Here is a 24,946-nt window from a genome sequence, read left to right on the forward strand (position 1 = left end):
TATGCCGGGAGGCGCGGATCACTCCGCAGACGTCGGCGTACGTCCGGGGGACGCCGGCACCAGGACCTGCATCTCACCGGTGCAGAGAGCCGGGTCCACCCCGTCCGCCGGTCCGGCCGGGCGGCTCGCGCGACGCGACTGCATGCTGGCGCGCTGCGCGGGGCTGAGCAGGTTGTTGCGCTGGTCGGAGCGGAGGACGCGGTCCTCTTCTTCGCTGCGGAAGACGCCGTTCGGCGAGCGGCGGAGCGCCGGTCGGACGGGCTCGCCACGGCGTTCCTGGCCGGGGAACGGTCGCGAGCGGCGGCCGTAGAGCAGTTCGGACGAGTCGAGGAGCCACGGCACCAGCGCCACGGTGACGCCGTGCACGAGCAGGAGCTTCTTGCGGATCCGACGGCCGCGGTGGTTGTGGAGGAGTCCCTCCCACCAGTGGCCGACGACGAAGACAGGGGTGTAGACCGTGACGACCTCGGAGCCGTGCTCCATCCGGTGTGCCTTGATGTACTTGATCAGCGGCATCGAGATGTCGCGGTACGGGCTCGGGACGATGGTGAGCGGGACCTCGATGCCGTGCTCGGCCCACTGCTCGACCAGGAGTGCGGCTTCGGCCTCGTCGATGGAGACGTGCACCGCCTCGAGGCCGGCGTGCTTCGCGGCGATGGCGTAGTCGAGCGCCTTGAGCACCGGCTTCTGCAGCTTGTTCACGAGGACGATCGCGTGGTCGCCCGTCGCGCCGAACTCCGTCTCGACGTCTGCTTCGATCTCGTGCTTGACGTCGCGGTAGTAGCGGTTCACACCGAGCATCAGCACGAACAGGACCGGCATGATGACGAAGACCAGCCACGCCCCGTGCGTGAACTTCGTGATCGTGACGATGACCAGGACGACGAAGGTGAACGTGGCGCCGGTTGCGTTGATGAGCCGGGAGCGGATGACCTGGCCGCGGTTCACCGGTTCCGTCGCCGTGCCGGCGCGGTCCTCGCGCAGCAGCCGGGTCCAGTGCCGCACCATGCCCGTCTGCCCGAGCGTGAACGACACGAAGACACCGATGATGTAGAGCTGGATCAGGCTCGTGACGTTCGCCCGGTAGACCACGAGCAGCGCGGCCGCGACGAGCGCCAGCACGATGACGCCGTTCGAGTAGATGAGGCGGTCGCCGCGGGTGGAGAGTGCCTTCGGCGCGTAGGAGTCGCGCGCCAGGATCGAGCCGAGCAGCGGGAAGCCGTTGAACGCGGTGTTCGCGGCGAGGAGCAGGACAGCAGCGGTCGTCGCCTGGATGACGAAGAACAGGATCGTGTTGTTCCCGAACGTCGCCGACGCGATCTGGGCGATGAGGGAACGCTGTGGTGTCGTGGCGCAGTTCGCGAAGCCCTGCAGGTCGCACGCGCTCTCGGCGTAGTGCACGCGGGACACCAGCGCCAGGGTGATGAGGCCGACGAACAGGACGATCGCGATGCCGCCCATGAACACGAGCGTCATCTGGGCGTTCTTGACCTTCGGTCGGCGGAAGGCCTGCACGCCGTTCGCGATCGCCTCGACGCCGGTCAGCGCCGAACAGCCGGACGCGAAGGCACGGAGGAGCAGCAGGATGAACGCCGCTTGCGTGGTGTGCTCGACGTTCTGCACCGTGTACGCGGCGGACTCGGCCACGGGGGCGTTCCCCGCGAGCACCCGGATCAGGCCGGTCACGACCATGACGAACACGCTCGCCACGAACAGGTAGGTCGGGACGGCGAAGGCCTTGCTCGACTCCCGCACGCCGCGGAGGTTCGCGGCCGCGAGCAGGATGACGAAGACCAGCGCGAGCTCGACGCGGAACTCGTTGAGCACCGGGAGCGCGGAGATGATGTTGTCCACACCGGAGGCCACCGACACGGCGACCGTCATCACGTAGTCGACGAGCAGGGCGCTCGCGACGACGAGCCCGGCCTTCTCGCCGAGGTTGCGGTGTGCGACCTCGTAGTCGCCGCCGCCGGACGGGTACGCCTTGATGAGCTGCCGGTAGGAGGCGACGACCACCAGCAGCAGCAGGACCACGAGCGCGGCGACCCACGGTGCGAAGGTGAGGAACGACATCCCGCCGAGCAGCAGGATCATCAGGAGCTCCTGCGGCGCGTACGCCACGCTGGACAGCGGGTCGCTCGCGAAGATCGGCAGTGCCAGGTGCTTCGGGAGGAGCTGTCCTTCGAGCTTCTCGGAGGGGAGGGGGTCCCCGATCAGTCGCGACTTCAGCGACCGGATCTCGTTCGTCACGAGCGGCAAACCTACTCATTTCCGGGCGCGAGTCAACACGGGTCGAGGGGTCGGTATTCCGCTTCCGTCGAACGCAACCCCAGCGGATCCGCCGAAAGCCCTTGCGGTTGACGCTGCGTCAACCGCTACCGTCGTCTCCATGAGGGAATCGACAGACACGGCGTCGCCAGCTGCCAAAGCCCCGCACGGCATCGCCGACGTGGCGCGTGCGGCGGGGGTGTCGAGCAGGACGCTCCGGCACTACGACGCCATCGGACTGCTCCCGGCCACGGCGGTCGGTGACGGCGGACTCCGCCGGTACGACGACCGTGCGCTCGTCCGGTTGCAGCGCATCCTGCTGCTCAGGGGCCTCGGGCTCGGGCTGCCGGCGATCCGCGAGGTCCTCGACGGCGAGCTCGACGACGTCGCCGCCCTCACCGCGCACGTGGCGTGGCTGGAACGCGAACGGGACCGTCTCGCTCGGCAGCTCGCCGCGGTGCGCACCACCATCACGAGACTCCGGAAGGGAGAGGACATGAACACGGACGACACGTTCGACGGTTTCGACCAGTCGCGGTTCCGCGCCGAGGTCGAGGAGCGCTGGGGCGCGGACGCGTGGCAGCGCGGCACGACCTGGTGGGCGGCGAAGGACGCAGCCGGCAAGGAGGCGTTCCAGGCGGAGCAGCGCGCCATCGCCGCCGACGCGGCAGCGCTCGCCGCATCCGGTGACGGGCCGGCGTCCTCGCGCGGGGTCACGCTCGCGCGGCGCCAGTTCGACTGGCTGGCGCAGGCGACCCCGCCCGCGGAGCTGACGGCCGACCGGTTCCGCACGCTGGCCGACATGTACGTGGCGGACGAGCGGTTCACCCACGCGTACGAGTGGGCGGGCGCCGGTGCGTCCCGCGCGTTGCGCGACGCGATGCACGCGTTCGCCGACGCGGCATTGTAGGCGTGGGGACGGTTTGCTCCCGCACAACCGAAAGCACTCCGCACCACGGGTTTCCGTGGTGCGGAGTGCTTTCGGTTGTGCGGCGAGCGGACGGGAGGCGGGGGTCGCCGCCGCCCCGCCGGCGCGGGACTCAGAGGGACTTGCGGAGCTCCTCGAGGCCGTCGCGCAGGCGCGTCACGGTGTCCGCGGTGAGCGTGCCACGTGTCGCACGGCGGCGCAGGTCGGCGCGGACCTGCTGCCGGAACGACGACAGTGCCATCTCGAGCTCGCGGAGGGCGCGGGCGCTCTCGGACGGGACGGAGACGGGTTCCTCGGTGTTCGTCGACTGCGCGTTCGTCGACTGCGCTGAAGCGGCGAGGTCGGCGCGGAGGGACCGCATCGCGTCGCTGACCGAGGCGCGGACACCGTCGGCGAGGGACTTCACCGAGTCGTTGACGCCGGCCTCGAGCGAGGCGATCTCCTCCGCGCGTGCGGTGAGCTCGGCGCGGCCCGCATCGGTGATCGCGTAGACGGTCTTGCGGCCGTCCGCGGTCTTGGACACGAGGCCGTCCTCCTCCAGCTTCGCCAGGCGCGGGTAGACCGTGCCGGCGCTCGGGACGTACGTGCCGCCGAAGCGGTCCCCGAGGGCCTGGATGACCTCGTACCCGTGCATCGGGTGGTCGGCGAGCAGGACGAGCAGGTACAGCCGCAGGTGGCCGTGGGCGAAGACCGGACTCATTCGAACACCTCGCTCTCGGTGTCCGCTGGCGTCGTCACCGGCGGGGCGTGCAGCACGGCGATGTCCCCGGACACCGAGTTCACCCGGAGGTCGAGCCACTGGCCGGAGAGCTCCCCGCCCTGCTTGACGTACGAGCCCCTGACGCCCTTGATCTCCGCGTCGTCGAACTGGAGCTTGCCGGACGCCGTGCTGACGGTGCACCGGAAGGCGACGCCGTCCTCGAGCCGGACGCTCACCGAGCCGGACACCGTGTTGACACGCGCCGAGTCCGGCGTGCCGTGCAGGTCGAGCACGACGTCGGCGGAGACGCCGTCGGCCGAGAACCGCGGGATCGCACCGGTCGCGACGACGTCGCCCGAGACGGTGTGGACCGTGAGGGCGCCGTCGAGGTCGCGCATGGTGGTCGCGCCGGACACCGCGTTGACGGTGACGTCACCCGCGACGCCGTCCACGACCACGTCCCCGGAGACGGTGTTGAGCGTCGCGCCGCGGTTCGTGCCGGACAGCAGTGCGCCGGCCGAGACGACACCGAGGGTCACGCCGGCGTCGCGCGGGACCAGGATGCTGACGTCGGCGTGGGCCTTGCCCCGGAAGGACTTCAGGAACCCGATCGGGTCGTCCCAGCGGATCTGCGGGTGGTCGACCGTCAGGGTGTCGCCGTCCAGTTCCACCTTCAGCGGCTTGCCGGACACGCTGTGGACCTCGACGCGTGCGGTGGGTTCGTCGTGTGCGACGACGTCGACCTGCCCGCCGACGAGGCCGACGCGCAGTGACCGGACGATGCCGGTGTCGATGACCTTGGGCTCCTCGACGAGCCACTTCTCCTGAGCCATGTTGTCTCCTCGAACTCGCGATGTATCGCGTCTGGTGACGACACGTTATATCGCGTCTCGAGGATCCGCAAGAGGCGCCTGGTGCGCTGCGGTCGTCACGGCCCTGGAGCCGTCACGGGACAGGCGTGGGCTCCGAGGCGGGGGTGGGGCGGGCCTCCAGGCCTGGTGCCCGGTCGGGGCTCCACGGGAACCGGCGGAAGAGCGGCATGAGCGGCTGGACCATCGGGCCGATCGCGAACGCCGCGATCACCGTGCCGACGCCGACGTCCCCGCCGAGGAACCAGCCGACGATCACGACCGTGACCTCGACCAGGGTGCGCGCGAGCCAGATCGGCCAGCCGAGTCGCTCGTGCAGCCCGACCATCAGCCCGTCGCGTGCTCCCGTGCCGAACCCGGCGCCGATGTAGAACGCCGTCGCGACCGCCAGCAGGAGCAGTCCTGCGACGAACAGCCCGATCCTGCCGAGGAGGTCCGCCGGCGTCGGGACGAGCCACAGCACCAGGTCGGCCGACGGGCCGATCGCCAGGGCGTTCAGCAACGTGCCGATGCCGGGCTTCTGGCGGAGTGGGATCCAGAACAGCAGGATCACGCCGCTCGAGACCACGGTGATGAGGCCGAACGACCACGGCACGACGTTCTCGAGACCCTCGGTCAGGACCGTCCACGAACTCACGCCGACGATCGCCCTGACCTGCAGGGCAGTGGATGCGCCGTAGAGGAACAGGCCGACGAAGAGCTGCACGAAGCGGAGCGTGAGGGCGGTGGGGCGGGACATGGCTCCGATGCTCGCCGTGATTGGACTGCTGGTCGAGAGCCAATTGCGCTAGCGTGGATCCATGACGCCGGTCCTCCTCAGTTCCCGCTCCGTGGCGCTCCTGCTCCACGAGTGGCGCGACGGCTCCGACGCCCCCGCGTACGAGGCCCTCGCCGATGCGATCCGCGTGCTCGTGATCGACGGCAGGATCCCGCTCGGCGCCAGGATGCCCGCCGAGCGTGGGCTGGCGGAGGCGCTCGGCGTCTCCAGGACCACCGTGGCGAACGCGTACGCCCGGCTGCGCGACTCCGGGTACCTGGTGTCCCTGCGGGGCTCTGGCAGTGTCGTGCGCTTGCCGCGGGACCTCGCGGGGCGGCCGGACCCCGAACGGCTCGGCGGGGTGGTGTCCGGCGACGTGCTCGACCTCCGCAAGGCGGCCCTGCACTCCGCGCCCGGTGTCGCCGAGGCCGTCGAGCGGGCGATGCGACACGTGCCGGCGGCGCTCGCCGGCATCGGGTACGACACCGTCGGGGACCCTGGGCTGCGTGCGGCCATCGCTGCGCGGTACACCGCTCGCGGTCTGCCGACCGACCCGTCGGAGATCGTGGTGACCATCGGGGCGCAGCACGCGATCGCCCTGCTCGCGCGGGTGCTCGTCCGGCGCGGCGACGCCGTCCTCGTCGAGTCGCCGACCTACCCGCACGCGCACGAGGCCTTCCGTGAAGCCGGCGGGCGACTCGTCGGCGTGCCCGTCGACGCGCGCTCCGGGTGGGACGTCGGGGTGCTCGAGACGGCGTTGCGGCGGTCGGCACCCGCGGTGGCCTACGTGATGCCGGAGCTGCACAACCCGACGGGGGCCACGATGTCGGCGTCGGTGCGGTCCGTGCTGCTCTCCGTCGCGGCGTCGACCGGCACGACGGTGATCGCGGACGAGACGATGGGGGAGCTGCGGATCGACGGGGACGCTGCTGTGCCGTTGGCGGCGTTCGCCGGTTCCGGCGCTTCCGGCGCTTCCGGTGCTTCCGGTGCGTCCGCCGGTTCCGGTGGGTCCGCCGGTTCCGGTGCGTCCGTCGTGATGATCGGGTCCGCCGACAAGGTCTTCTGGGGCGGCCTGCGGATCGGTTGGATCCGCGCGTCGCCCGACCTGCTGCAGCGGCTGTTGCTCGCCCGGCCGACGGGCGACCTGGGCACGCCCGTCCTCGACCAGTTGGTCGCCAGGGAGCTGGTCCCGCTGACCCACGCCGTCCTGGAGGCTCGGCGCGGGTACCTGAGACAGGGTCGCGACGAGGTCGTGGGGGCGTTGCGCGCGCGGCTCCCGGAGTGGGACGTCCCGTCCCCGGCCGGCGGCTTGACGACGTGGGTCGGGCTCGGGCGGCCCGTGTCGAGCGCGCTGGTGCTCGCGGCGCGTGCCGAGGGGGTGGTGCTCGCGTCCGGCGGGGTGTTCGGGCCGGACGGCGGCTTCGAGCGGTTCCTCCGGGTGCCGTTCACCATGCCGCCCGCGGACCGGGTGCGGCTCGTCGACGTGCTCGAGCGGGCGTGGGACCGGGTCGGTGGGGCGTCCTCGGGGGTGCAGGGGTCGTTGGCCGCGGTGGTGTGACGTCGGTCGGTCGGGGGCGGTCGGTCGTGGGCTGTGGCGCGCGGTGGTGGGTCATCCGATGGGGTGACGTCGGTTCGGCCAGAGGGGTGATGTCCTCGTGTCCGGGTTCCGTCATGCTCGACGGCATGACCCCGCTCGTGTCCTCCCGCTCCGTTGCTCCGGTGCCGACCGTGCCCGCGTTCGCCCGGCTGACGATGGCGCTCGGTGGCGCGCTGCTCGCCGGGGTGCTCACCTCGTACGGGCAGGCGGTGCCCGGGCTGTCGACCGTCTCGAACTCGGCGGGCCCCTGGTTCGTCGTCGCGGTCGCGTTGCTGCTGCTCATGGGGGTCCGCATCGGCCGCGTGGGGCTGCCCGTCGCGATGGTGTCCGGGGTGGTGCTGCTGGAACTCATGCACATCGGGTACTGGGCGACGTCGAACCTCCGCGGGTACCCGGACTTCCTGTCGATCACGAACTTCTGGGTGCTGATGGCGGTTCCGGCCGGGGCGCTCGCGGGCGCGGTCGCCGGACTCGTGCGCTCGGCTGACGGACGGTGGCGCGGAGCCGCGTTCGGCGCCGTCGCCGCCGTGCTCATCGGTGAGGGGATGCGCGCGCTGCTGCGGGTCGCGGCGACGACCGGGGTCGTGGCCTGGGTCGTCGAGATCGCGGTCGGCGTCGCCGTGCTGATCGCCGGGGTCGTGGTCGCGCGGTCACCCGCCGGACGGGTGGTCGCACTCGGCGTCGGTGTCGTCGGCACGGTCGGGGTCCTCGGCGCGTACCTGTTGGTCGGCGGGTAGCTGGCCGTTCTCCACCGATCTGCTCCCCGGTGAACCGTTGCGGGGACTTGCTGCGAGGATCGGACCGTGCACCTCCTCTCGGTCTTCAGCCTCCGCAACCGTGCGCTCATCGCGCTCGTGACGATCGTGGTGGCGATCTTCGGCGGGATATCGCTGTCGAGCCTCAAACAGGAACTCATCCCGAGCGTGCAGTTCCCGCAGATCGCGATCGTCAGCGCGTACCCGGGGGCCACGCCGGAAGTCGTCTCGAACGACGTCTCGACCAAGATCGAGCAGGGCATCCAGGCGGTGCCGGACCTCAAGTCCACCACCGCGACGTCGTCGACCGGCCAGAGCGTCGTCTCCGCCGAGTTCGACTACGGGTCCAACCTGGCGAGTGCCGAGGACAAGATCCAGACCGTCGTGAACGCCCTGTCCCTGCCGGACTCGGTGCAGACCCAGATCGTCACGGGGTCCTTCGACGACCTGCCCGTGATCCAGCTGGCGGTGTCCGGCGGCGAGGACCAGGAACAACTCGTCGACCGACTGAACGCCACGGCGGTGCCCGACCTCGAGAAGCTCGACGGGGTGCGCGAAGCCGATGTGTTCGGCAACCCGGGCCGCCGTGTGCTCATCACGCCCGATCGCGACGAGCTGGCGGCGCGCGGGCTGTCCGAGACCGCGATCTCCGATGCGCTCGACGACAACGGCACGCTGATCCCCGGCGGGACGATCACCCAGGACGGCTCGACGCTCTCGGTGCAGACCGGGCAGCGGATCGCCTCGGTCGCGGACATCGAGGCGCTGCCGCTGACCGGGGGCGCTTCGGCGTCCACGATCGGCGACGTCGCCAAGGTCGCCATCACCGAGTCGCCTCGCACGTCGATCAGCCGGGTCGACGGCGAGGAATCGCTGACCATCGCGATCACGAAGACCCAGCAGGCCAACACCGTCGACGTCTCGAAGACCGTCCGCGACGCCCTGCCCGGCATCGAGTCGAAGATCACCGGGGATCCGAAGTTCACGGTCGTGTTCGACCAGGCGCCCTACATCCAGCAGTCGATCGACTCGCTCGCCGAGGAAGGGCTGCTCGGCCTCGGGTTCGCCGTGGTCGTGATCCTGGTGTTCCTGCTGTCCGTCCGGTCGACGATCGTCACGGCGATCTCGATCCCGACCTCGGTGCTGCTCGCTGCGATCGGCATGCGCGCGGCGGACTACACGCTCAACATCATCACGCTCGCTGGACTGACGATCGCGATCGGCCGCGTGGTGGACGACTCGATCGTCGTGATCGAGAACATCAAACGGCACCTGCAACCCGGGGTCGATCGGCGGCAGGCGGTGCTCGACGGGGTGCGCGAGGTCGCCGGCGCGGTGACGGCGTCGACCCTGACGACCGTCGTCGTGTTCCTGCCCGTCGCCTTCGTCGCGGAGCTCGTGGGCGAGCTGTTCCGGCCGTTCGCGCTCACCGTGTCCATGGCGCTCATCGCGTCGCTGCTCGTCGCGCTGACGATCGTGCCGGTGCTGGCGTACTGGTTCCTCCGCGCGCCCAAGGGACACAAGCACGCGGGTACGGGGACCGCCGTCAGCGGCTCGGCCACGGACTCCGCGCTCCGCTCCGCCGACGACCTCCACGACGCCGGGGCTCCAGACCGCCTGCGCCGCGGCTATCTGCCGGTGCTGCACTGGGTGCTGCGGTTCCCGCTGCTCGTCGTGCTACTGGCCGTGCTCGTGCTCGGCGGAACCGCGGCGGCGGTGCCCTTCGTGAAGACGAACTACCTCGGCGACTCCGGGCAGAACACCTTCACGGTCACGCAGGACCTCGATCCAGGTGCCTCGCTCGACGTCCAGTCCGACGCTGCCCGCAAGGTCGAGGCGCAGCTCCGGGCGGTGCGCGGCGTCGACACCGTGCAGACCACCATCGGGTCGAGCGGGCAGTCGATCCAGGCGGCGTTCGGGGGGTCTGGCACGGCGTCGATCCAGTACGCCGTCACCACCGACTCGGACGCCGACCAGACCCGCATCCAGTCGGACACCCGCAAGCGTCTCGACGGGCTGTCGGACGCCGGCACGATCTCCCTGTCGTCGTCCGGCGGCGGCTTCGGCGGCAGCAGCGACATCGAGGTGGACGTCACGGCGCCGAGCCAGGCGCAGCTCAGGACCGCTGCGGACAAGGTCCTCGCCACCATGCGCGACGTCGCGCACACCACCGGGGCGTCGAGCAACCTCTCGGCGGCCGAGCCGTACCTGGCCGTGCGGGTCGACCGGTCGAAGGCGGCGGCGCTCGGGCTGACGGAGACCCAGGTCGGCGGGATCGTCGCCGCGGCCGTCTCCCCGCGGGACACCGGCACGGTCGAGATCGGCGACGCCTCGCTCGACGTGTACATCGCCGACCCGGAACCGCCGACCACCGTGCAGGCGCTCCGTGACCTGTCACTGCCGACGTCGACCGGCGTGGTGCCGCTGTCCGACGTCGCGACCGTCGAGCAGGCGGACGGCCCGACGTCCGTCACGACCTCGGACGCCGTCCGCACGGCGACGATCACCGTGACGCCGGACTCCGCGAACCTCGGGGCCGCCGTGCAGTCGGTGACGTCTGCGGTCGACGACCTCGACCTGCCGAAGGGCGCCTCGGCCACGATCGGCGGCGTTGCCTCGAGCCAGTCGTCGGCGTTCAGCCAGCTGCTGCTCGCCGCGCTGGTCGCGATCCTGATCGTCTACGTGGTGATGGTGGCGACCTTCCGGAGCCTGCGGCAGCCGCTGCTGCTCCTGGTCTCGGTGCCGTTCGCCGCGACCGGGGCGATCCTGCTGCAGATCGTCTCGGGCATCCCGATCGGGGTCGCGTCGTTGATCGGGGTGCTCATGCTCGTGGGCATCGTCGTGACGAACGCGATCGTCCTCATCGACCTCGTGAACCAGTACCGGCGCCGAGGACTCCGCGTGCGGGAGGCCATGATCGAGGGCGCGACGAGACGACTCCGGCCGATCCTGATGACGGCGCTCGCGACGATCTTCGCGCTGCTCCCGATGGCCGTCGGGCTCACCGGGCAGGGCGGCTTCATCTCGCAGCCGCTCGCGCTCGTGGTGATCGGCGGACTGGTGTCCTCGACGCTGCTGACGCTCGTCGTGCTGCCGGCGCTGTACTTCCTCGTCGAGCGGGTGTTCGAGCGACGAGCGGACCGTCGGGCAGCGGCAGACGGTGCGGGTGCCGACGGTGCTGGTGCCGGCGGTGCAGGCGTCTAGCGGTCGCTCTCAGCGGGGTCTCCCGCGCCGGAGAACCACGACACGAGGACGCAGGTCAGCGTCGTCAGGAACACGATCGCGCTGAGGCCAGCCACGATCGAGGTGTGACCGGTCGCCGCGCCGTACCCACCGAACGCCATCGTCACGAAGAACGACAGCCCGAGGAGCAGTTCCGCGGCGGTGCGGACGGGGGAGTGCTGCTCCCAGGTGGTCGCCGGGCGTGCGGGGCTGGTCGTGGTGTCGGTCACCCCGGAAGTCTCCGCCGACCTGGGCTCGACCGGCAGTCCCGACTCCGGGTGCCACCCACCCGGGGTACGCGCGACGGCCGCACCCCTGCCGACCGCCCGCGCCGCTGCGAGTCTCGCGCTCAGCGACACTTCTCGGGCCCCGGAGCGCGAGAACTGTCGCTCAGTCCGAGACTCGGGCTCGCGGGCCGCGCCCGCCCCGCCCGCTCAGCCCAGGTGCCGCCGCAAGAACGACACCACGCGCTTGCTCATCGCCTCGTCGAGTTGCGCGATCGAGTGCGCCGTCCCCCGCACCGCGACGAACGTCACCGGGACGTCGTGGGAGCGCAGCGTCGCCGCGAAGTCCTGCGACTCCCACAGCGGGATGAACTCGTGCGTCGAGTGCCCGATGAAGAACGGCGCCGTCTCCGACGTCACGTTGTACGCGGGCGACGCCCGTTGCGCTGCCGGGCACGCGTCGTACGCGCTGCACCCGAGGTACAGGAGCTGCTTGCGCTGGAACGACGCCGACACCCCGTCCGACTCCGTCGACCGCGTCGTCAGGTCCGTCGGGCCGCTCAGGTCGACGACCGCGCGGATGCGATCCCCGGCTGCGTAGGCGGGGGAGGCGTGGTCCTCGACGGCCAGCATCGCGGCGAGGTTCCCACCGGCGCTGCCCCCGAACACGCCGATCCGGTCGACGTCGACGTCGTAGGTCTCGAGCGTCGTGGGCCGGTACACCCAGTCGAGTGCCCGTCGCACGTCGTCGAGCCCGGCCGGGAAGGGGTCCGTCGGCGCCAGCCGGTAGTCGACGTTGAAGGTGACGAACCCCTCGGACGCGAGGTACTGGCAGACCGAGCGGTACGCGGCGGTGGCCTTGTCGCCGTGGGACCAGCTGCCGCCGTGCACCATCAGGACGGCGGGCCGGGTGCCGGCCGATGCCTTCTCGAGCGCCGACGGATCCGGCGTCGCGGACGCCGAGGCCGCGGTCCCGGTCGGCGTCGTGGTCGTCTCCGGTGCGCTGTCCGCGGGCAGGCACACGTCGAGCTGCTGCAACCGGTCCGACCCGTACGGCACGTCGGAGACGACGTCGATGCCGTGGTACCGGAGCGACAGCGGGTAGATGACGGGATCGGCGGTGACGGTGGCGTTCTCGTCGCCCGTCGGATCCGCGCTGCACGACGCGATCGCGCCGAGCGCCACGACCGCGGCGACGAGCGCGAACAGCGTGCGACGGCCTGACCTCATCGCCGACAACGGTAACCCGAGCGAGTGGACGGCGCATGACACCGTTCACCGACGAGTGCCAGGATGAGCGGACACCCACCGCTGGAGGACCCGTGAGTCGACGCAAGGCCTGGAACGCCGATCCGGAACCGCTCCTGCGCGTCGACGAGGGCTTCCGCCTCGCCGACGTCGACCCCGAGTCCACGCCGGGCTTTCCCGGCCGCAAGATCGACGGGCTCGAGGCGCTCGCCGCCGGCGCCGACCGCCTCGCCGCGTTGCAGGAACGACTCTGGGCAGCGGCGACGAGCGGTGACGAACGCCGGGTGCTGCTGGTCCTGCAGGCGATGGACACCGCAGGCAAGGGCGGCATCGTGTCGCACGTGATCGGTGCCGTGGACCCGAACGGTGTGCACTACGCGGGCTTCAAGGCGCCGACGGCCGAGGAGCGCGAGCACGACTTCCTCTGGCGCATCGAGCAGCAGCTCCCGTCCGCCGGGCAGATCGGCGTGTTCGACCGCTCCCACTACGAGGACGTCCTCATCCAGCGTGTCCGCTCCTTCGCACCGCCGGCGGAGATCGAGCGTCGTTACGGCGCGATCGTCGACTTCGAGAACCGGCTCGCCGACGAGGGCACCACGATCGTCAAGGTGATGCTGCACATCTCGAAGGACGAGCAGCGCGCCCGGCTCGGCGACCGCCTCGACCGCCCCGACAAGCACTGGAAGTTCAACCCGGGCGACATCGACGAGCGCCTGCTCTGGGACGACTACCAGGACGCGTACCAGATCGTGTTCGACCGCACCTCGACCGCCGTCGCGCCCTGGTACGTCGTGCCGGCGAACCGCAAGTGGTACGCCCGCCTCGCCGTGCAGCAGCTCCTGCTCCGCGCGCTCGAGGACATGCACCTCTCGTGGCCCGCCGCCGACTTCGACGTGGCCGAGCAGCGACAGCGGCTCGCCGAGTCCTGATCCGCACCGGCCTGGAGGCCCGGATCACCTCCGCCACGGACCCTCGGACACCGGCGGGGCTGGTTTCCGAGCGCGTGGTCGCGTAGACTCGCTCGGTCGGCCTTCGACACCGCGGCCAGTGAGTCGCGGACGTGTTTGGGTGTTGTGTAGTTCGAGGGCTGGAATCCCGTCGATCCGACGACGGGATGAACCCCCTCTCCACGAACCGCCCCCGCCGATGTCGCTGCCGGGCTGCGTGGCATGTCCGCACCCCGGAAAGAATCCATGGCCCCGTACGACAAGGGCGCGAACTCGCGCGCCTCCGACCGTCCCCGTCACCCGAACGGCACCCCCGCCGCCCGCAGCAGCAAGCACCGCGGCTTCCGCGCTGCCGAGCCCGCCGCACCGCGCCAGAAGCAGCGCTGGGACGCCGAGGACCGCCGCAACCGCTCGTCGCAGGGCGAGCGCACCGGTCGTCCTAACTGGGAGCCCCGCGACGGCGGGCGTTCCTCGTGGGAGCCCCGCGGCGCCGGCCGTCCGGCCCGTGGCGACGACCGCGCTCCCCGTCGCTTCGACCGCGACGCTCCCTCCTCGCACGGCCGCCCCGACGCTCCGCAAGCTCCGCGTCGCGCCGGAACCGGCTCGCGGGGGCCCAGCGCGCCCCGTCGGGACAACGACGACCGCGCCCCGCGTCGCTTCGACCGCGACGACCGCGCGCCCCGTCGGTTCGACCGCGACGACCGCGCTCCCCGTCGTGACAACGACGATCGCCCGCGTCGCTTCGATCGTGACGACCGCGCTCCGCGCCGCTTCGACCGCGATGACCGCGCGCCCCGTCGTGACCAGGACGATCGCCCGCGTCGCTTCGATCGCGATGACCGTGCGCCGCGCCGCTTCGACCGCGATGACCGTGCGCCCCGTCGTGACAACGACGACCGTCCGCGTCGCAACTTCGACCGTGATGACCGTGCTCCGCGTCGCTTAGATCGTGACGACCGCGCACCGCGTCGCTTCGACCGCGATGACCGTGCGCCCCGTCGTGACAACGACGACCGCGCCCCGCGCCGTTTCGACCGCGATGACCGTGCCCCGCGCAAGTTCGACCACGACGACGCCCCGCGCAAGGGGTTCGTCCCCGCGGACGACGTCAAGCTCGAGAAGCTCCAGGCCGAGGCGACCGTCGCGGCCGACGTCGAGGGCGTGACCTTCGCGGACCTCGGCATCGGCGGCAACATCTCCCGTGCGCTCGGTGAGCTGGGCGCGACCAGCCCGTTCCCGATCCAGGCGGCGACGATCCCCGACGTGCTCGCCGGCAAGGACGTCCTCGGCCGCGGCCGCACGGGCTCCGGCAAGACCATCGCGTTCGGCGCGCCCCTCGTCGAGAAGCTCATGGAGCACGGCGGCGGCACGAAGCGCAAGATGGGCCGCGCCCCGCGTGCGCTCATCCTCGCCCCGACCCGCGAGCTCGCACTGCAGATCGACCGCACCGTGCAGCCGATCGCCCGCTCGGTGGGCCTCTTCACGACGCAGATCTACGGCGGCGTCCCCTACGGCCGCCAGGAGGGCGCGCTCGAGCGCGGCGTCGACATCATCGTCGGCACCCCCGGTCGCGTGCAGGACCTCATGAACAAGGGGAAGCTCGACCTCAGCGAGGTCGTCATCTCCGTGCTCGACGAGGCCGACCACATGTGCGACCTCGGGTTCCTCGAGCCCGTGCAGGAGATCCTCGAGGCGACCGCCCAGGTCACCCCGCAGGGCAACCGCGCGCAGAAGCTGCTGTTCAGCGCGACGCTCGACACCCAGGTCGCGGCGCTCGTCGAGCAGTTCCTGCACGAGCCGAGCGTGCACGAGGTCGCCGGCGAGGACCAGGCGTCCTCGACGATCGACCACCGCGTGCTCGTGGTCGAGCAGCGCCAGAAGGACCAGCTCCTCGAGGAGCTCGTCGCCGGCGACGGCAAGACGATCGTCTTCGCCCGCACCCGTGCGTACGCCGAGCGGCTCGCCGACCAGTTCGAGGACGCCGGCATCCGCGCGACCTCGCTCCACGGCGACCTGAACCAGTCGCGCCGGACCCGCAACCTGCAGCTCCTCACGAGCGGTCGGGTGAACGTGCTCGTGGCCACCGACGTCGCCGCCCGCGGCATCCACGTGGACGACGTCTCGCTCGTCGTGCAGGCCGACGCACCGGACGACTACAAGGCGTACATGCACCGCTCGGGCCGCACGGGTCGTGCCGGCAAGGAGGGCACCGTCGTCACCATCGTCCCGCGCGGACGTGTCCGCAAGATCGAGGGCATCCTCGAGCGCGCCGAGATCGAGGCCGACCTCGTCCAGGCAGCCCCTGGCGACGGCATCGTGTCGGAGCTCGCCGCGCGCTAGTCGCGACCACAGGATGTACTGGAGGCCCGGTGCCAGCTGGCACCGGGCCTCCCGTCCGTCTGCGCGTCAGCGCTCCCGCTCAGCGGTTGAAGAAGAGCAGGCCGCGCACGTAGCCGGCCTGGCCCGCGTGCTGCGTGCAGTCGTTCAGGATGCTGACGATCCGCGCGCCGGCCGTGACGGGCGGGTCCCACGCGTCGTCGACCACCGGGTCGAGGTCGTCGGGCCCGAGCGTGCCGAGGTAGGCGACCGTGCGTTCGTGCACCGCATCGAGGTACCCGGTGAGCAGCGAGGCGGACGCGCGCACCTTGCCGACGTCGTCGCGGGACATGCCGTACCCGAGCGCCTCGGCGGGGAACGGCAGCCCGAACCGGTCGTACCAGCCGTCGGCGGTCCAGACCTGCTCGCTGCCGGCGAGGTCGGCGATCTGCGCGTCCTGGCCCCTGGCGATGTGCCATGCGAGCCACGCGAGGGTGTTCGCCCCGGCTGCCGGGCGTGATGCGAGCTGGTCTTCGGAGAGCCCCTCGACGGCACGGGCGACGGTCGACGGGACGCGGGAGAACGCTTCGATGAGGACTTCGGAGGGGGTCATGCCCCCGAACCTACGCCCGGCTGTGGGCGGCCAGTTCGGCGTCGAAGGCCTCGAGCACGTCGGCGAGGAGCCCCATCTGCGCACTCGGCACCGCAGCCGTGAACGCGTCCCGGTAGATCTCCTTGACCTCGTCGACGGCACGGACTCCCTCGTCGAGGATGACGACCTCGACACTGCGCCGGTCGTTCGGGTTCGGGACGCGTCGGACGAACCCACCGCGCTCGAGCCGGTCGACGAGCGACGTCATCGCGCCGGTGGAGAGCCCGAGGTACGCGGTCGCCTCCTTGGGGAGCACACTGCCGCCTGGTCGTGCGGCGAGGGAGAACAGGAACCGCAGGTCGGTGAGCCCCAGGCCCCTGGCGGATGCTTCGTCGTGGACGAGTCGAGCGTGGTGGATCTGCAGGCGGCGGTAGACCTCGAGCACGCGCTCCAGGTCGGTCGACGGCGCAGCGCCGGTGACGGGGGAGAACGGTGCCGTCGGGTCCTCGGGGACGACGGCGGTCACGCGGACGCTCCCGCGTGCAGTCCGGAGCGGCGTTCGAGCGCGTTGCCGAGCCGGGCGAGCGCGTCGGCCAGGGGCTGCCGTTCCTCCGCAGTGGTCACCTCGCGGAAGGCTGCCGCGTAGCGCGCACCGATCTGCTGCGCGACGGCGGCACCGGATGCCGTGAGGTGGATCAGGATGCTGCGACGGTCGTCCGGGTTCGGGCGGCGCTCGAGGTGGCCGCGCTTCTCGAGCCGGTCGATCAGCGACGTCATCGCCCCGGTGGACAGCTCCAGGTACTCGCCCGACTGCTTCGGGGTGACACCCTCGCCGTCGGCCGCCGCCAGGAAGAACACGAAGCGGCTGTCCGTCGCGTTGAGGCCGCGCGCGACGCTCTCGTGGTGGAGGACGCGTGCGTGCTGCATCTGCATGAGGCGGAAGGCGGTCAGGAGGCGGCCGAGGTCGGTGTCCTCCACCCCGTCGGTGGTGCGGCGCCCGACGGGCACGGGCGACGCGGTCACGGGGGAGGTGGGTGCGGGGGAGGTGGGTGCGGCTGGTGTGGTCGGCGCGACTGCGTCGACTTCGAGTGGTCGGGTGTCCGTCATCGGGCGGCTCTTCTCGGGTACGTGTGACGCCGACGGCACGGGCCTGCCGTCGTACTGCTCATTGAACAAGTATCTCACTCGTCGAACTACCCCCAGCAGTGGGGGGTTGTCTCGGCTTGTGAGTGGCTTGGAGGGCAAGTAGCTTGATCGTCGTAGCAACGGAGCTCAGCACCACCACGGCACGTAGCGCGGCCAACCACCGCGGCCCCGGCCGAACCAACCGATCAGATCTCTCGACTTCCGGAGTACCGCCATGTCTCGTGTCACCCCTCGCGCCGCTCGTCTGGCCGCCTGGATCGCCATCCCCGCCGCACTCGTCGCATCGGGTGTCGTCGTCTCCACCGCCTCGTACTCGGCGTTCTCCGCCACGACGGTGAACCCGACCAGCAACTGGACCGCAGGCAGCGTGGCCCTCACCGACGACGACAACAACACCGCGCTGTTCACCGCGACCGGCCTGAAGCCCGGCTCGACCGGCTCCAACTGCATCACCGTCACGTCGACCGGCTCGCTGGCCTCCACGGTCAAGCTCTACGGCACGAACGCCGCCACCACGAACGCCCTCGCGTCGAACATCACCATCTCGATCGACCAGGGCACCGGCGGGGGCTTCGGCTCCTGCACCGGCTTCACCCCGGCGAGCACGAGCGGCAACCTCTACTCGGGCACGCTCGCCGCGTTCGGCACCGCGTCGACCAACTTCGCGACCGGCGTCGGCACCTGGGCCCCGACCGGGTCCGCGTCCGAGTCGCGTGTCTTCCGCGTGACCTACACCGTCCCCACCTCGGCCCCGAACTCGATCCAGGGCGGCACCGCCTCCCTCGGTCTCACGTGGGAGGCCCAGAACAGCTGAGGCTCGGAACCGACGCCGGGCGCGTGATCAGCACGCCCGACCGGCTCCACCGGTGACGTCCGGGACCGGACCCGATGCGGGCCCGTCCGTCACCCCCAGCACGCCCCCAGTCGAAGGCAGTCATGGTCAGCATCGAAGTCAGCGGTGGACGCACACCGCACGATGCGCTCCGTGACGTCCTCGACTGGGGGCGTGTCGTCGTCGCCACCCTCGCCCGCGGCATCGTCGCGACGCTCCTCGGCCTCGCCCTCTGGGCCGCCGCGCCCGCCGTGATCGGCTGGCACCCCACCACCGTCATGACCGGCTCGATGGAGCCGCGGCTCGCTCCCGGCGACGTGGTCGTCTCCCGCCCGGTCGCCCAGGCGGAGATCCGGCTCGGGCAGATCCTGCTCGCCGACGACCCCGACCAGCCGGGGCACCTCCGCATGCACCGCTTCGTGAAGGCCGGACCGGACGGCACGCTCGTCACCAAGGGTGACGCCAACCCGCAGCGCGACTCCACCGCGATCGACCGGGCTGCCGTGCACGGCGTCGCCTTCCTCCGCATCCCGTCCATCGGTGCCCCCATCGTCTGGCTCCGTGACGGCGAGTGGCACAGGGTGGTCCTCCTCGCACTCGCGATCACCGCCGCCCTGTTCCTCTGCACGATCGACGGCTCGCTGCGTCGGCTGGCGTCCCCGTCCTCCGATGGTGACGACGGTGACGGTCCGGCTGCTGACGACGGACTGGAGGCTCATCCCACCTCCGCCCCGTCCGGCGCCGCCGACGGCCGGTCCGGTCGGCACCTCCTGTCGCGTCGCGCGCTCCGCCGTCGTGTCCGGCGGGTGCGGCGTCTCCGTCGTGCCGGTGGCGCCGCCGCGGTGGTGCTCGTTGCGGGCGGACTCGGGGTGCTCCTGCCCGCGCAGGCCGTCGCGGCACCGTTCGCCAAGACGACGGTGAACCCGACGTCGTCGTTCGCGACCCTCACCGTCCCGCAGGCGACGACGCTCGCGTGCACCGCCAACGGCGACGGTTCCGTGAACATCGGGTTCGCGTACGGCGGTCCGACCGCGACGTCGTTCTCGGTCATGAACGGCACGACGGTACTCGCGACGGGCACGACCAGCCCGGTGAAGCTCGTCGGCTCCGGGATCCTGAGCCTCGGCCAGGTCTACACGGTCACCGTGCGGGTCAACTTCGTCGGCAACTGGACGTCGACCAGCACCGCGACCGCCCGGATCCAGACGGCCCTCGTCGGCACGAACCTCAGCTGCGCCTGAGTTGTCCACAGCCGGTGGCGCGGTGCCCCGGGATGTCCGAGGACGGCGCTACCGTGACGGGCATGCGCATCCTGCACACCGGCGACTGGCACCTGGGCCGCACCCTGCTCGGCGCCGATCTGCTCGAGCACCAGGCGGCGTTCCTCGACCACCTCGTCGGGGTCGTCGTGCAGCGATCGGTCGACCTGGTGGTCATCGCCGGGGACGTGTACGACCGCGCGATCCCGCCGGTCGACGCCGTGCGCATGCTGTCCTCGACGCTCGAACGACTGGCAGCGGTCGCGACCGTCGTGGTGACACCCGGCAACCACGACTCCGCCGCCCGGTTGGGGTTCGGTTCCGGAGTGATGAACGCCCGCGTGCGGATCCTCGCCGAGCCGGCACGCATCGCCGAACCGGTCCTCGTGGACGACGCCGACGGGCCGGTCGCGGTCTACGGCATCCCGTACCTGCAGCCCGACATGGTTCGGTACGCCCTCGCCGACGTTCCGGACGAACCCCTCGCCCGATCGCACCAGGCAGTGGTCGGCGCCGCGATGGACCGGGTCCGTGGCGACCTCGCACAGCGGTCCGGCACCAGGAGCGTCGTCGTCGCCCACGCCTTCGTCGGCGGTGCCGAGCCGAGTGACAGCGAGCAGGACATCCGCGTCGGGGGCGTCGACCGCGTGGCCGAGTCCGCGTTCGACGGCGTGGACTACGTCGCCCTCGGCCACCTGCACGGGCCACAGCGCGTCGGGGCCTCGGACCGGATCCGCTACGCCGGGTCGCCCCTGGCGTTCTCGTTCGGTGAGCGGCACCACACCAAGTCGGTGACCCTCGTCGACCTCGACGCCGCCGGCACGGTCTCGGTCGAACTCGTCCCGACACCCGTGCCCCGCCGACTCGTGGACGTCCGTGGCCCGCTCGACGACATCGAGTCCGGGGTGTTCGCCGAGCACGCCGATGCCTGGGTCCGCGTCGCCGTCACCGACACCGTCCACCCGGAGCGGATGTACGCCAGGGTGAAGGACCGGTTCCCCCACGCACTCGCGATCACCCATGAACCCGCTGACGCTCCGGCGCGCTCGGCGTCCAGAGCGGTGACCGCGACGTCCGACCCGGTCGAGGTCGCTGCCGACTTCGTGACGTTCGCGACCGGCGGGGCCCCGACGGCCGAAGAACTCGTCGTGCTGCAAGAAGCGTACGAATCCGCTGCCGCCGCCCTGTCGCAGCAGGACGGGCCCGTGCACGAGGGGACCGTGCGCTGATGTACCTGCACCACCTCGAACTCCGTGCCATCGGTCCGTACCCGGACCTGGTCTCGATCGACTTCGCCGCGCTCGCCGCGTCGGGGGTCTTCCTGCTCGAGGGACCGACCGGATCCGGCAAGTCGACCATCATCGACGCCGTCGTCTTCGCGCTGTACGGCGGACTCGCCGGCTCGGACGCCAGCTCCGACCGGCTGCACAGCCAGCACGCCGACCCCGCGGTCGAGCCGTTCGTCGAGCTCGTGTTCGAGACCGGTGCCGGCGTCTTCCGTGTCCGGCGCACGCCGCAGTACGACCGCCCGAAGCAGCGCGGCACCGGCACGGTGCGACAACAATCCTCGGCGCAGCTCGTCCGGCTCGCGCACCCGACGGACCCGGCGGGAGAGCCGATCTCCGCCCGCGCGCAAGAGGTCGGCGCCGAGATCGCCCGGATCGTCGGACTCGACCGCGCGCAGTTCCTGCAGACGGTGGTGCTGCCGCAGGGCGAGTTCGCCCGCTTCCTGAAGTCACCGGGTGAAGAGCGCAGGAAGCTCCTGCAGTCGCTGTTCGGCACCGAGATCTACGACCGCACCGCCGACGAGCTCGCGGCACGGCGGCGGGCAGCGGCAGCCGAAGTGGAGTCAGCCGACGCACGCGTGCGAGACGCCCTCGCGCGTTTCGCCGAAGCCTCCGGTCGGACCACGCTCGATCTCCCCGGGGTCGACGAGTCCGAGGTCCCGGCGATCGTCCTCGAGCTCCGGCGGATCGCCGATGTCGCGGTCACGGCCAGGACCGCGGCGGCAGCGGCGGCCCGTGCAGCCGTCGAGCACGAGCAGTCGGTCGTCCAGCGCCGCGCCGCACTCGATCGCCGCAGTGCCCTGCTCGCCCGGTCCGCGGCACTCGACGAACGAGCGGACGCCGTCGCCGAGTCCCGGGCCCGGCTGTCCCTCGCCGAGCGAGCAGCGCGGGTGGTGGCGGTCGCGGACGGCCTCGATGCCGCTCGTGCACGTGCCGACACCGTCGCCGAGGAACTCGCGGCGCTCCGACTCCGGCACGACGTCACCGCCGACGACACCGCGGGGGAGCGTGACCGCCTCTCGGAGCTCGTCGGAGCCGTCCGACACCTCGTCCCCGTCGCGTTCGCCCTCCCCGAACGGCGACGGGCCGTCGACGACGCCCGCGCGCAGGCCGAGCGACTCGGCACGCGGCTCGCCGAACTCGACGCGGCGCTCGAAGCCCGTCCGGCGGAACGTGCGCGCATCGTGGATGCCTCTCGCGCTGCTGCCGAGACGGCCGCTGACGCCGAAACCGCCCGTCACGAAGCCGACGCCGTGCGCGACCTCCGTCGGCTGGTCGTCGATCTCGCGGCGGCGCGTACACGCGTCCAGGCAGCGGAGACATCGGTGGCGTCGGCGCGATCGGCGGCGCAGGACGCCCTCGTCGCCGAGCAGCACCTGCGCGAGCGGCGCATCGCGGGGCTCGCCGGAGAGCTCGGTCAGGCACTCCAGCCAGGCGACGCCTGTCCCGTGTGCGGCTCGGTGGAGCACCCGGCGGTCGCCACGCCGCAGGACGACCACCCGACGCCGGCGCAGATCGCCGAGGCAGCGGCGACCGCGCGACGGGCGGACGATGCCCTCGCCACCGCGGCGACCACCCTCGCCGTCGAGCGCGCGGAGCAGGAACGGCTCACCGCCGCGGTCGGCAGCGTCGAGCCGGAAGAACTCGATCGCCGCGCGGCCATCGCGGACGAGCGGGTCCGGGCGGCGCGGACCGCGGCCACGACGGTCGCCGAACGCGAGCGGGACCGCGCCGCGCACGACGACGTCACACGGGCCCTCGAACAAGACCGCAACGACGTCGACGCCCGTCGGCAGGTGCTCCTCGCGACGACCGCGAACGACTCGGATCGCGTGGAGCAGGACACCACTGCCGTCGTCGACGCCCTCGCCACCCTCGCCGGACACCTCGACGTCGAGCCGGATGGACTGCCGGAGGCGGTGTCCGCCGTCGACGACCGGATCCAGGCACTCCGCGCGGTCGCCGAGGCCGTCGAGCGGGTCCGGATCGCCACCGCGGCCGTCGCGGAGCGTGCGACCGAGGTCACCGTAGCCGTCCGTGCCCAGGACTTCGCGGATGTCGCCGCTGCTCGTGCAGCGGTGCTCGGAGCGGACGACGCCGAGCGGCTCCGGACGATCGTCGACGATGCGGATCGCGAGCGCGCGGTCGTCGATGCCGGGCTGGCGGAGCCCGCCGTCGTCCAGGCTGCCGATGACGATCCGGCCACGATCGACCTCGACGCCGCCGGTGCCGAGACGTCCCGCACCGCGCAGGTCCTCGACGAGGCGACCAGGACGGCGGCGACGACTGGTGAGCGGGCCGACGCGAGCGAGCGGTGTGCCGGGGATCTCGAGCGTGCCGTGTCCGCGCGGGAATCCACCTCAGCACGCAGCCGAGCGGTGGTGCGGCTCGCCGACATCGCTGCCGGGGTACCGGGGCAGAACCCCACCGGGATCACCCTCGGCACGTACGTGCTCATGCGCCGCTTCGAGGACGTCGTCGCCGCCGCGAACGACCGTCTCCGGACGATGCTCGGCGGCCGCTTCACGCTCGAGACCTCGGACGAACGAGAATCCGGTGCCCGAGCTCGACGGACCGGTCTCGCGCTCGCCGTCCGCGACCACACGACCGACACGACGCGTGATCCACGGAGCCTGTCCGGGGGCGAGACCTTCACGTTCTCGCTCTGCCTGGCGCTCGGGCTCGCCGACGTCGTCCAGGCCGAAGCCGGTGGTGTCGCGCTCGGCACGCTGTTCGTCGACGAGGGTTTCGGCACGCTCGACCCCGAGACGCTCGACGGCGTCATCGGTCAGCTGTCCAAGCTCACCGCCGGCGGCCGGCAGGTCGGCATCGTCAGCCACGTGGAAGAGCTCAAGCAGCGCATCCCGGAGCGGATCGCTGTCCGCCGTGCTCCGGGTGGTGGCTCACAGGTCAGCACCACGGTCTGACCCGGACGACCTCGATCCGCCGGTCCCACCTCAGGGTGTCGGCGTCGCCGAGGTGTCGACGGTGCCGTCGGGTGGGGGCAGGATGTCGGCTGCGACCCAGGGGAACACCCAGGTGAACAGGACGAACACGAGTGCGGCGAGCAGCACGATCAGTTCGAGGACCTTGAGGGCGGTCGGGCCGGGCAGGAGTCGCCACACGAGCGGGAAGATCACTTGGGCGTCTCCGAGAGTTCCTTGGGCGTCCCCTCGGACGCGGGCATCCAGTAGTCGAGCTTGGCGTGGGTGATGTAGCGCTCCTTGGCGGACCACATCGGGTGGCAGGCGGTGAGTGTCAGCCAGCGGTCGTCGGCGGTGGGCTGGACGCCGGGCTTGTTCGGGACGGGTGCGATCGTCTCGATGTGGTCGGGTGTGACGATCTGGCTGTCGGTGACCTTGTAGACGTACCAGACGTCGAAGTTCGTGGCCTTGTCGGTGACGCGGACGACGATCGCGTCGTCGGTCGTGAGTTCGGCGATCTGGTTGAGCGGCTTGCCGTAGGTGACGCGGTGGCCGGCGACGGCGAAGTTGCCTTCGGCGCCGGGCATCGCGGTGTCCTGGTAGTGGCCGAGTCCGATGGTGTTGAGCACCTTCTCGCGGTTCGTGCCCTCGCCGATGGGACGGTTGTAGTCCGTTCCGAAGCGCGGGATCTGCATGGTGCCGAAGACGTCCGTGACGTTCGGCGGCTCCGCCAACACCGGTGCGGTACCTCGGTGCTCGGTCCCGACGGTCGGCTTCGCCTTGGTCTGCCCGAGGTCCTTCACCAGTGAGGTCTGGTGCTGATTCGCCACGACGTCGGTCCACCACGCGGTCCACACCACGTACAACCCGGTGACGGCGCCCGCGATGATGAGCAGCTCGGCGATGAGCGACACGATCGCGCCGCCGACGGTCTGCCGAGGACGAGGTCCCCGCTTCGTCCGGGCACGCTCGTCCCGCGCGCTGCGGCGCGAGGGAAGGGTCTCGTGTGCGGTCACGTGGCTCCCGATCCGGAGGGGACAGTCGTCGCGGTCGACGACGCTCAGGTCTATCAGACC

Annotated in this window: 21 protein-coding genes; 10 read left to right on the forward strand and 11 right to left on the reverse strand. The window is 71.5% G+C overall.

Going from position 1 to position 24,946, the window contains the following annotated elements; translation table 11 throughout:
* Positions 1 to 18: 18 nt before the first annotated feature.
* Positions 19 to 2,259: an APC family permease gene (locus AAEP80_RS06695; protein WP_420366448.1), complete on the reverse strand. Its 2,241-nt coding sequence runs from the start codon at positions 2,257 to 2,259 to the stop codon at positions 19 to 21.
* A 130-nt stretch (positions 2,260 to 2,389) separates the two neighbouring features.
* On the opposite strand from AAEP80_RS06695, the gene AAEP80_RS06700 reads away from it, so the two are divergent.
* Positions 2,390 to 3,178 (forward strand): MerR family transcriptional regulator, encoded by a 789-nt coding sequence (locus tag AAEP80_RS06700; RefSeq protein WP_420366449.1) that lies wholly within the window; start codon positions 2,390 to 2,392, stop codon positions 3,176 to 3,178.
* Positions 3,179 to 3,308: 130 nt separating this feature from the next.
* Here the strand turns inward: AAEP80_RS06700 and AAEP80_RS06705 are convergent, their stop codons facing one another.
* The 3 genes from AAEP80_RS06705 to AAEP80_RS06715 all read right to left on the reverse strand — a co-directional run bounded on the left by AAEP80_RS06705 (position 3,309) and on the right by AAEP80_RS06715 (position 5,504).
* Positions 3,309 to 3,896 carry a PadR family transcriptional regulator gene (locus tag AAEP80_RS06705; protein ID WP_420366450.1) on the reverse strand — a complete coding sequence of 196 codons (588 nt, stop codon included), beginning with the start codon at positions 3,894 to 3,896 and terminating at the stop codon, positions 3,309 to 3,311.
* Positions 3,893 to 4,729, reverse strand: a complete 837-nt coding sequence (locus AAEP80_RS06710) for a DUF4097 family beta strand repeat-containing protein (RefSeq protein ID WP_413602829.1) — start codon at positions 4,727 to 4,729, stop codon at positions 3,893 to 3,895. Before AAEP80_RS06710 ends, AAEP80_RS06705 begins: the two co-directional genes overlap by 4 nt.
* 112 nt (positions 4,730 to 4,841) lie before the next feature.
* Positions 4,842 to 5,504, reverse strand: a complete 663-nt coding sequence (locus tag AAEP80_RS06715; RefSeq protein WP_420366451.1) for a YczE/YyaS/YitT family protein — start codon at positions 5,502 to 5,504, stop codon at positions 4,842 to 4,844.
* A gap of 61 nt (positions 5,505 to 5,565) precedes the next feature.
* Between AAEP80_RS06715 and AAEP80_RS06720 the strand changes: the two genes are divergently transcribed.
* The 3 genes from AAEP80_RS06720 to AAEP80_RS06730 all read left to right on the forward strand — a co-directional run bounded on the left by AAEP80_RS06720 (position 5,566) and on the right by AAEP80_RS06730 (position 11,078).
* Positions 5,566 to 7,080 carry a PLP-dependent aminotransferase family protein gene (locus AAEP80_RS06720; protein ID WP_420366452.1) on the forward strand — a complete coding sequence of 505 codons (1,515 nt, stop codon included), beginning with the start codon at positions 5,566 to 5,568 and terminating at the stop codon, positions 7,078 to 7,080.
* A 125-nt stretch (positions 7,081 to 7,205) separates the two neighbouring features.
* Positions 7,206 to 7,856: a DUF6518 family protein gene (locus AAEP80_RS06725; RefSeq protein ID WP_413602826.1), complete on the forward strand. Its 651-nt coding sequence runs from the start codon at positions 7,206 to 7,208 to the stop codon at positions 7,854 to 7,856.
* Positions 7,857 to 7,922: 66 nt separating this feature from the next.
* The gene (locus AAEP80_RS06730) at positions 7,923 to 11,078 is read left to right on the forward strand and encodes an efflux RND transporter permease subunit (RefSeq protein ID WP_420366453.1); all 3,156 of its coding nucleotides are present in this window, start codon (positions 7,923 to 7,925) and stop codon (positions 11,076 to 11,078) included.
* Here AAEP80_RS06730 and AAEP80_RS06735 read toward each other — a convergent pair.
* Both AAEP80_RS06735 and AAEP80_RS06740 read right to left on the reverse strand, forming a co-directional pair.
* Positions 11,075 to 11,326, reverse strand: a complete 252-nt coding sequence (locus tag AAEP80_RS06735) for a hypothetical protein (RefSeq protein ID WP_402728147.1) — start codon at positions 11,324 to 11,326, stop codon at positions 11,075 to 11,077. The genes AAEP80_RS06730 and AAEP80_RS06735 overlap by 4 nt on opposite strands.
* A gap of 204 nt (positions 11,327 to 11,530) precedes the next feature.
* Positions 11,531 to 12,550: an alpha/beta hydrolase gene (locus AAEP80_RS06740; protein ID WP_420366454.1), complete on the reverse strand. Its 1,020-nt coding sequence runs from the start codon at positions 12,548 to 12,550 to the stop codon at positions 11,531 to 11,533.
* Between the two features lie 92 nt (positions 12,551 to 12,642).
* On the opposite strand from AAEP80_RS06740, the gene AAEP80_RS06745 reads away from it, so the two are divergent.
* Positions 12,643 to 13,497: a polyphosphate kinase 2 family protein gene (locus tag AAEP80_RS06745; RefSeq protein ID WP_413602822.1), complete on the forward strand. Its 855-nt coding sequence runs from the start codon at positions 12,643 to 12,645 to the stop codon at positions 13,495 to 13,497.
* Between the two features lie 264 nt (positions 13,498 to 13,761).
* Positions 13,762 to 15,855: a DEAD/DEAH box helicase gene (locus AAEP80_RS06750; RefSeq protein WP_420366455.1), complete on the forward strand. Its 2,094-nt coding sequence runs from the start codon at positions 13,762 to 13,764 to the stop codon at positions 15,853 to 15,855.
* A gap of 79 nt (positions 15,856 to 15,934) precedes the next feature.
* On the opposite strand, the gene AAEP80_RS06755 is transcribed toward AAEP80_RS06750, so the two are convergent.
* From AAEP80_RS06755 to AAEP80_RS06765, 3 genes are read right to left on the reverse strand one after another with little or no spacing between them, the layout of a single operon-like run.
* Positions 15,935 to 16,444 (reverse strand): mycothiol transferase, encoded by a 510-nt coding sequence (locus tag AAEP80_RS06755; protein WP_281266933.1) that lies wholly within the window; start codon positions 16,442 to 16,444, stop codon positions 15,935 to 15,937.
* 10 nt (positions 16,445 to 16,454) lie between these two features.
* Positions 16,455 to 16,949 (reverse strand): MarR family winged helix-turn-helix transcriptional regulator, encoded by a 495-nt coding sequence (locus AAEP80_RS06760; protein ID WP_420366456.1) that lies wholly within the window; start codon positions 16,947 to 16,949, stop codon positions 16,455 to 16,457.
* Complete coding sequence (locus AAEP80_RS06765) at positions 16,946 to 17,530, reverse strand: MarR family winged helix-turn-helix transcriptional regulator (RefSeq protein ID WP_420366457.1); 585 nt, start codon at positions 17,528 to 17,530, stop codon at positions 16,946 to 16,948. Before AAEP80_RS06765 ends, AAEP80_RS06760 begins: the two co-directional genes overlap by 4 nt.
* Before the next feature lie 253 nt (positions 17,531 to 17,783).
* Between AAEP80_RS06765 and AAEP80_RS06770 the strand changes: the two genes are divergently transcribed.
* The 4 genes from AAEP80_RS06770 to AAEP80_RS06785 all read left to right on the forward strand — a co-directional run bounded on the left by AAEP80_RS06770 (position 17,784) and on the right by AAEP80_RS06785 (position 23,873).
* Positions 17,784 to 18,383 (forward strand): hypothetical protein, encoded by a 600-nt coding sequence (locus AAEP80_RS06770; RefSeq protein ID WP_420366458.1) that lies wholly within the window; start codon positions 17,784 to 17,786, stop codon positions 18,381 to 18,383.
* A gap of 122 nt (positions 18,384 to 18,505) precedes the next feature.
* Positions 18,506 to 19,642: a S24/S26 family peptidase gene (locus AAEP80_RS06775; protein WP_420366459.1), complete on the forward strand. Its 1,137-nt coding sequence runs from the start codon at positions 18,506 to 18,508 to the stop codon at positions 19,640 to 19,642.
* Between the two features lie 62 nt (positions 19,643 to 19,704).
* The gene (locus AAEP80_RS06780) at positions 19,705 to 20,889 is read left to right on the forward strand and encodes an exonuclease SbcCD subunit D (RefSeq protein WP_420366460.1); all 1,185 of its coding nucleotides are present in this window, start codon (positions 19,705 to 19,707) and stop codon (positions 20,887 to 20,889) included.
* A complete protein-coding gene (locus AAEP80_RS06785) occupies positions 20,889 to 23,873 on the forward strand; it encodes an AAA family ATPase (protein WP_420366461.1) in 2,985 nt (994 codons plus the stop codon). Before AAEP80_RS06780 ends, AAEP80_RS06785 begins: the two co-directional genes overlap by 1 nt.
* A 30-nt stretch (positions 23,874 to 23,903) precedes the next feature.
* On the opposite strand, the gene AAEP80_RS06790 is transcribed toward AAEP80_RS06785, so the two are convergent.
* Both AAEP80_RS06790 and AAEP80_RS06795 read right to left on the reverse strand, forming a co-directional pair.
* Positions 23,904 to 24,086 carry a hypothetical protein gene (locus AAEP80_RS06790; RefSeq protein WP_420366462.1) on the reverse strand — a complete coding sequence of 61 codons (183 nt, stop codon included), beginning with the start codon at positions 24,084 to 24,086 and terminating at the stop codon, positions 23,904 to 23,906.
* Positions 24,083 to 24,886: a class E sortase gene (locus AAEP80_RS06795; protein WP_420366463.1), complete on the reverse strand. Its 804-nt coding sequence runs from the start codon at positions 24,884 to 24,886 to the stop codon at positions 24,083 to 24,085. Before AAEP80_RS06795 ends, AAEP80_RS06790 begins: the two co-directional genes overlap by 4 nt.
* Positions 24,887 to 24,946 lie beyond the last annotated feature (60 nt).

The sequence above is a fragment of the Curtobacterium sp. L3-7 genome, from assembly GCF_048756585.1.
Lineage (GTDB): Bacteria > Actinomycetota > Actinomycetes > Actinomycetales > Microbacteriaceae > Curtobacterium.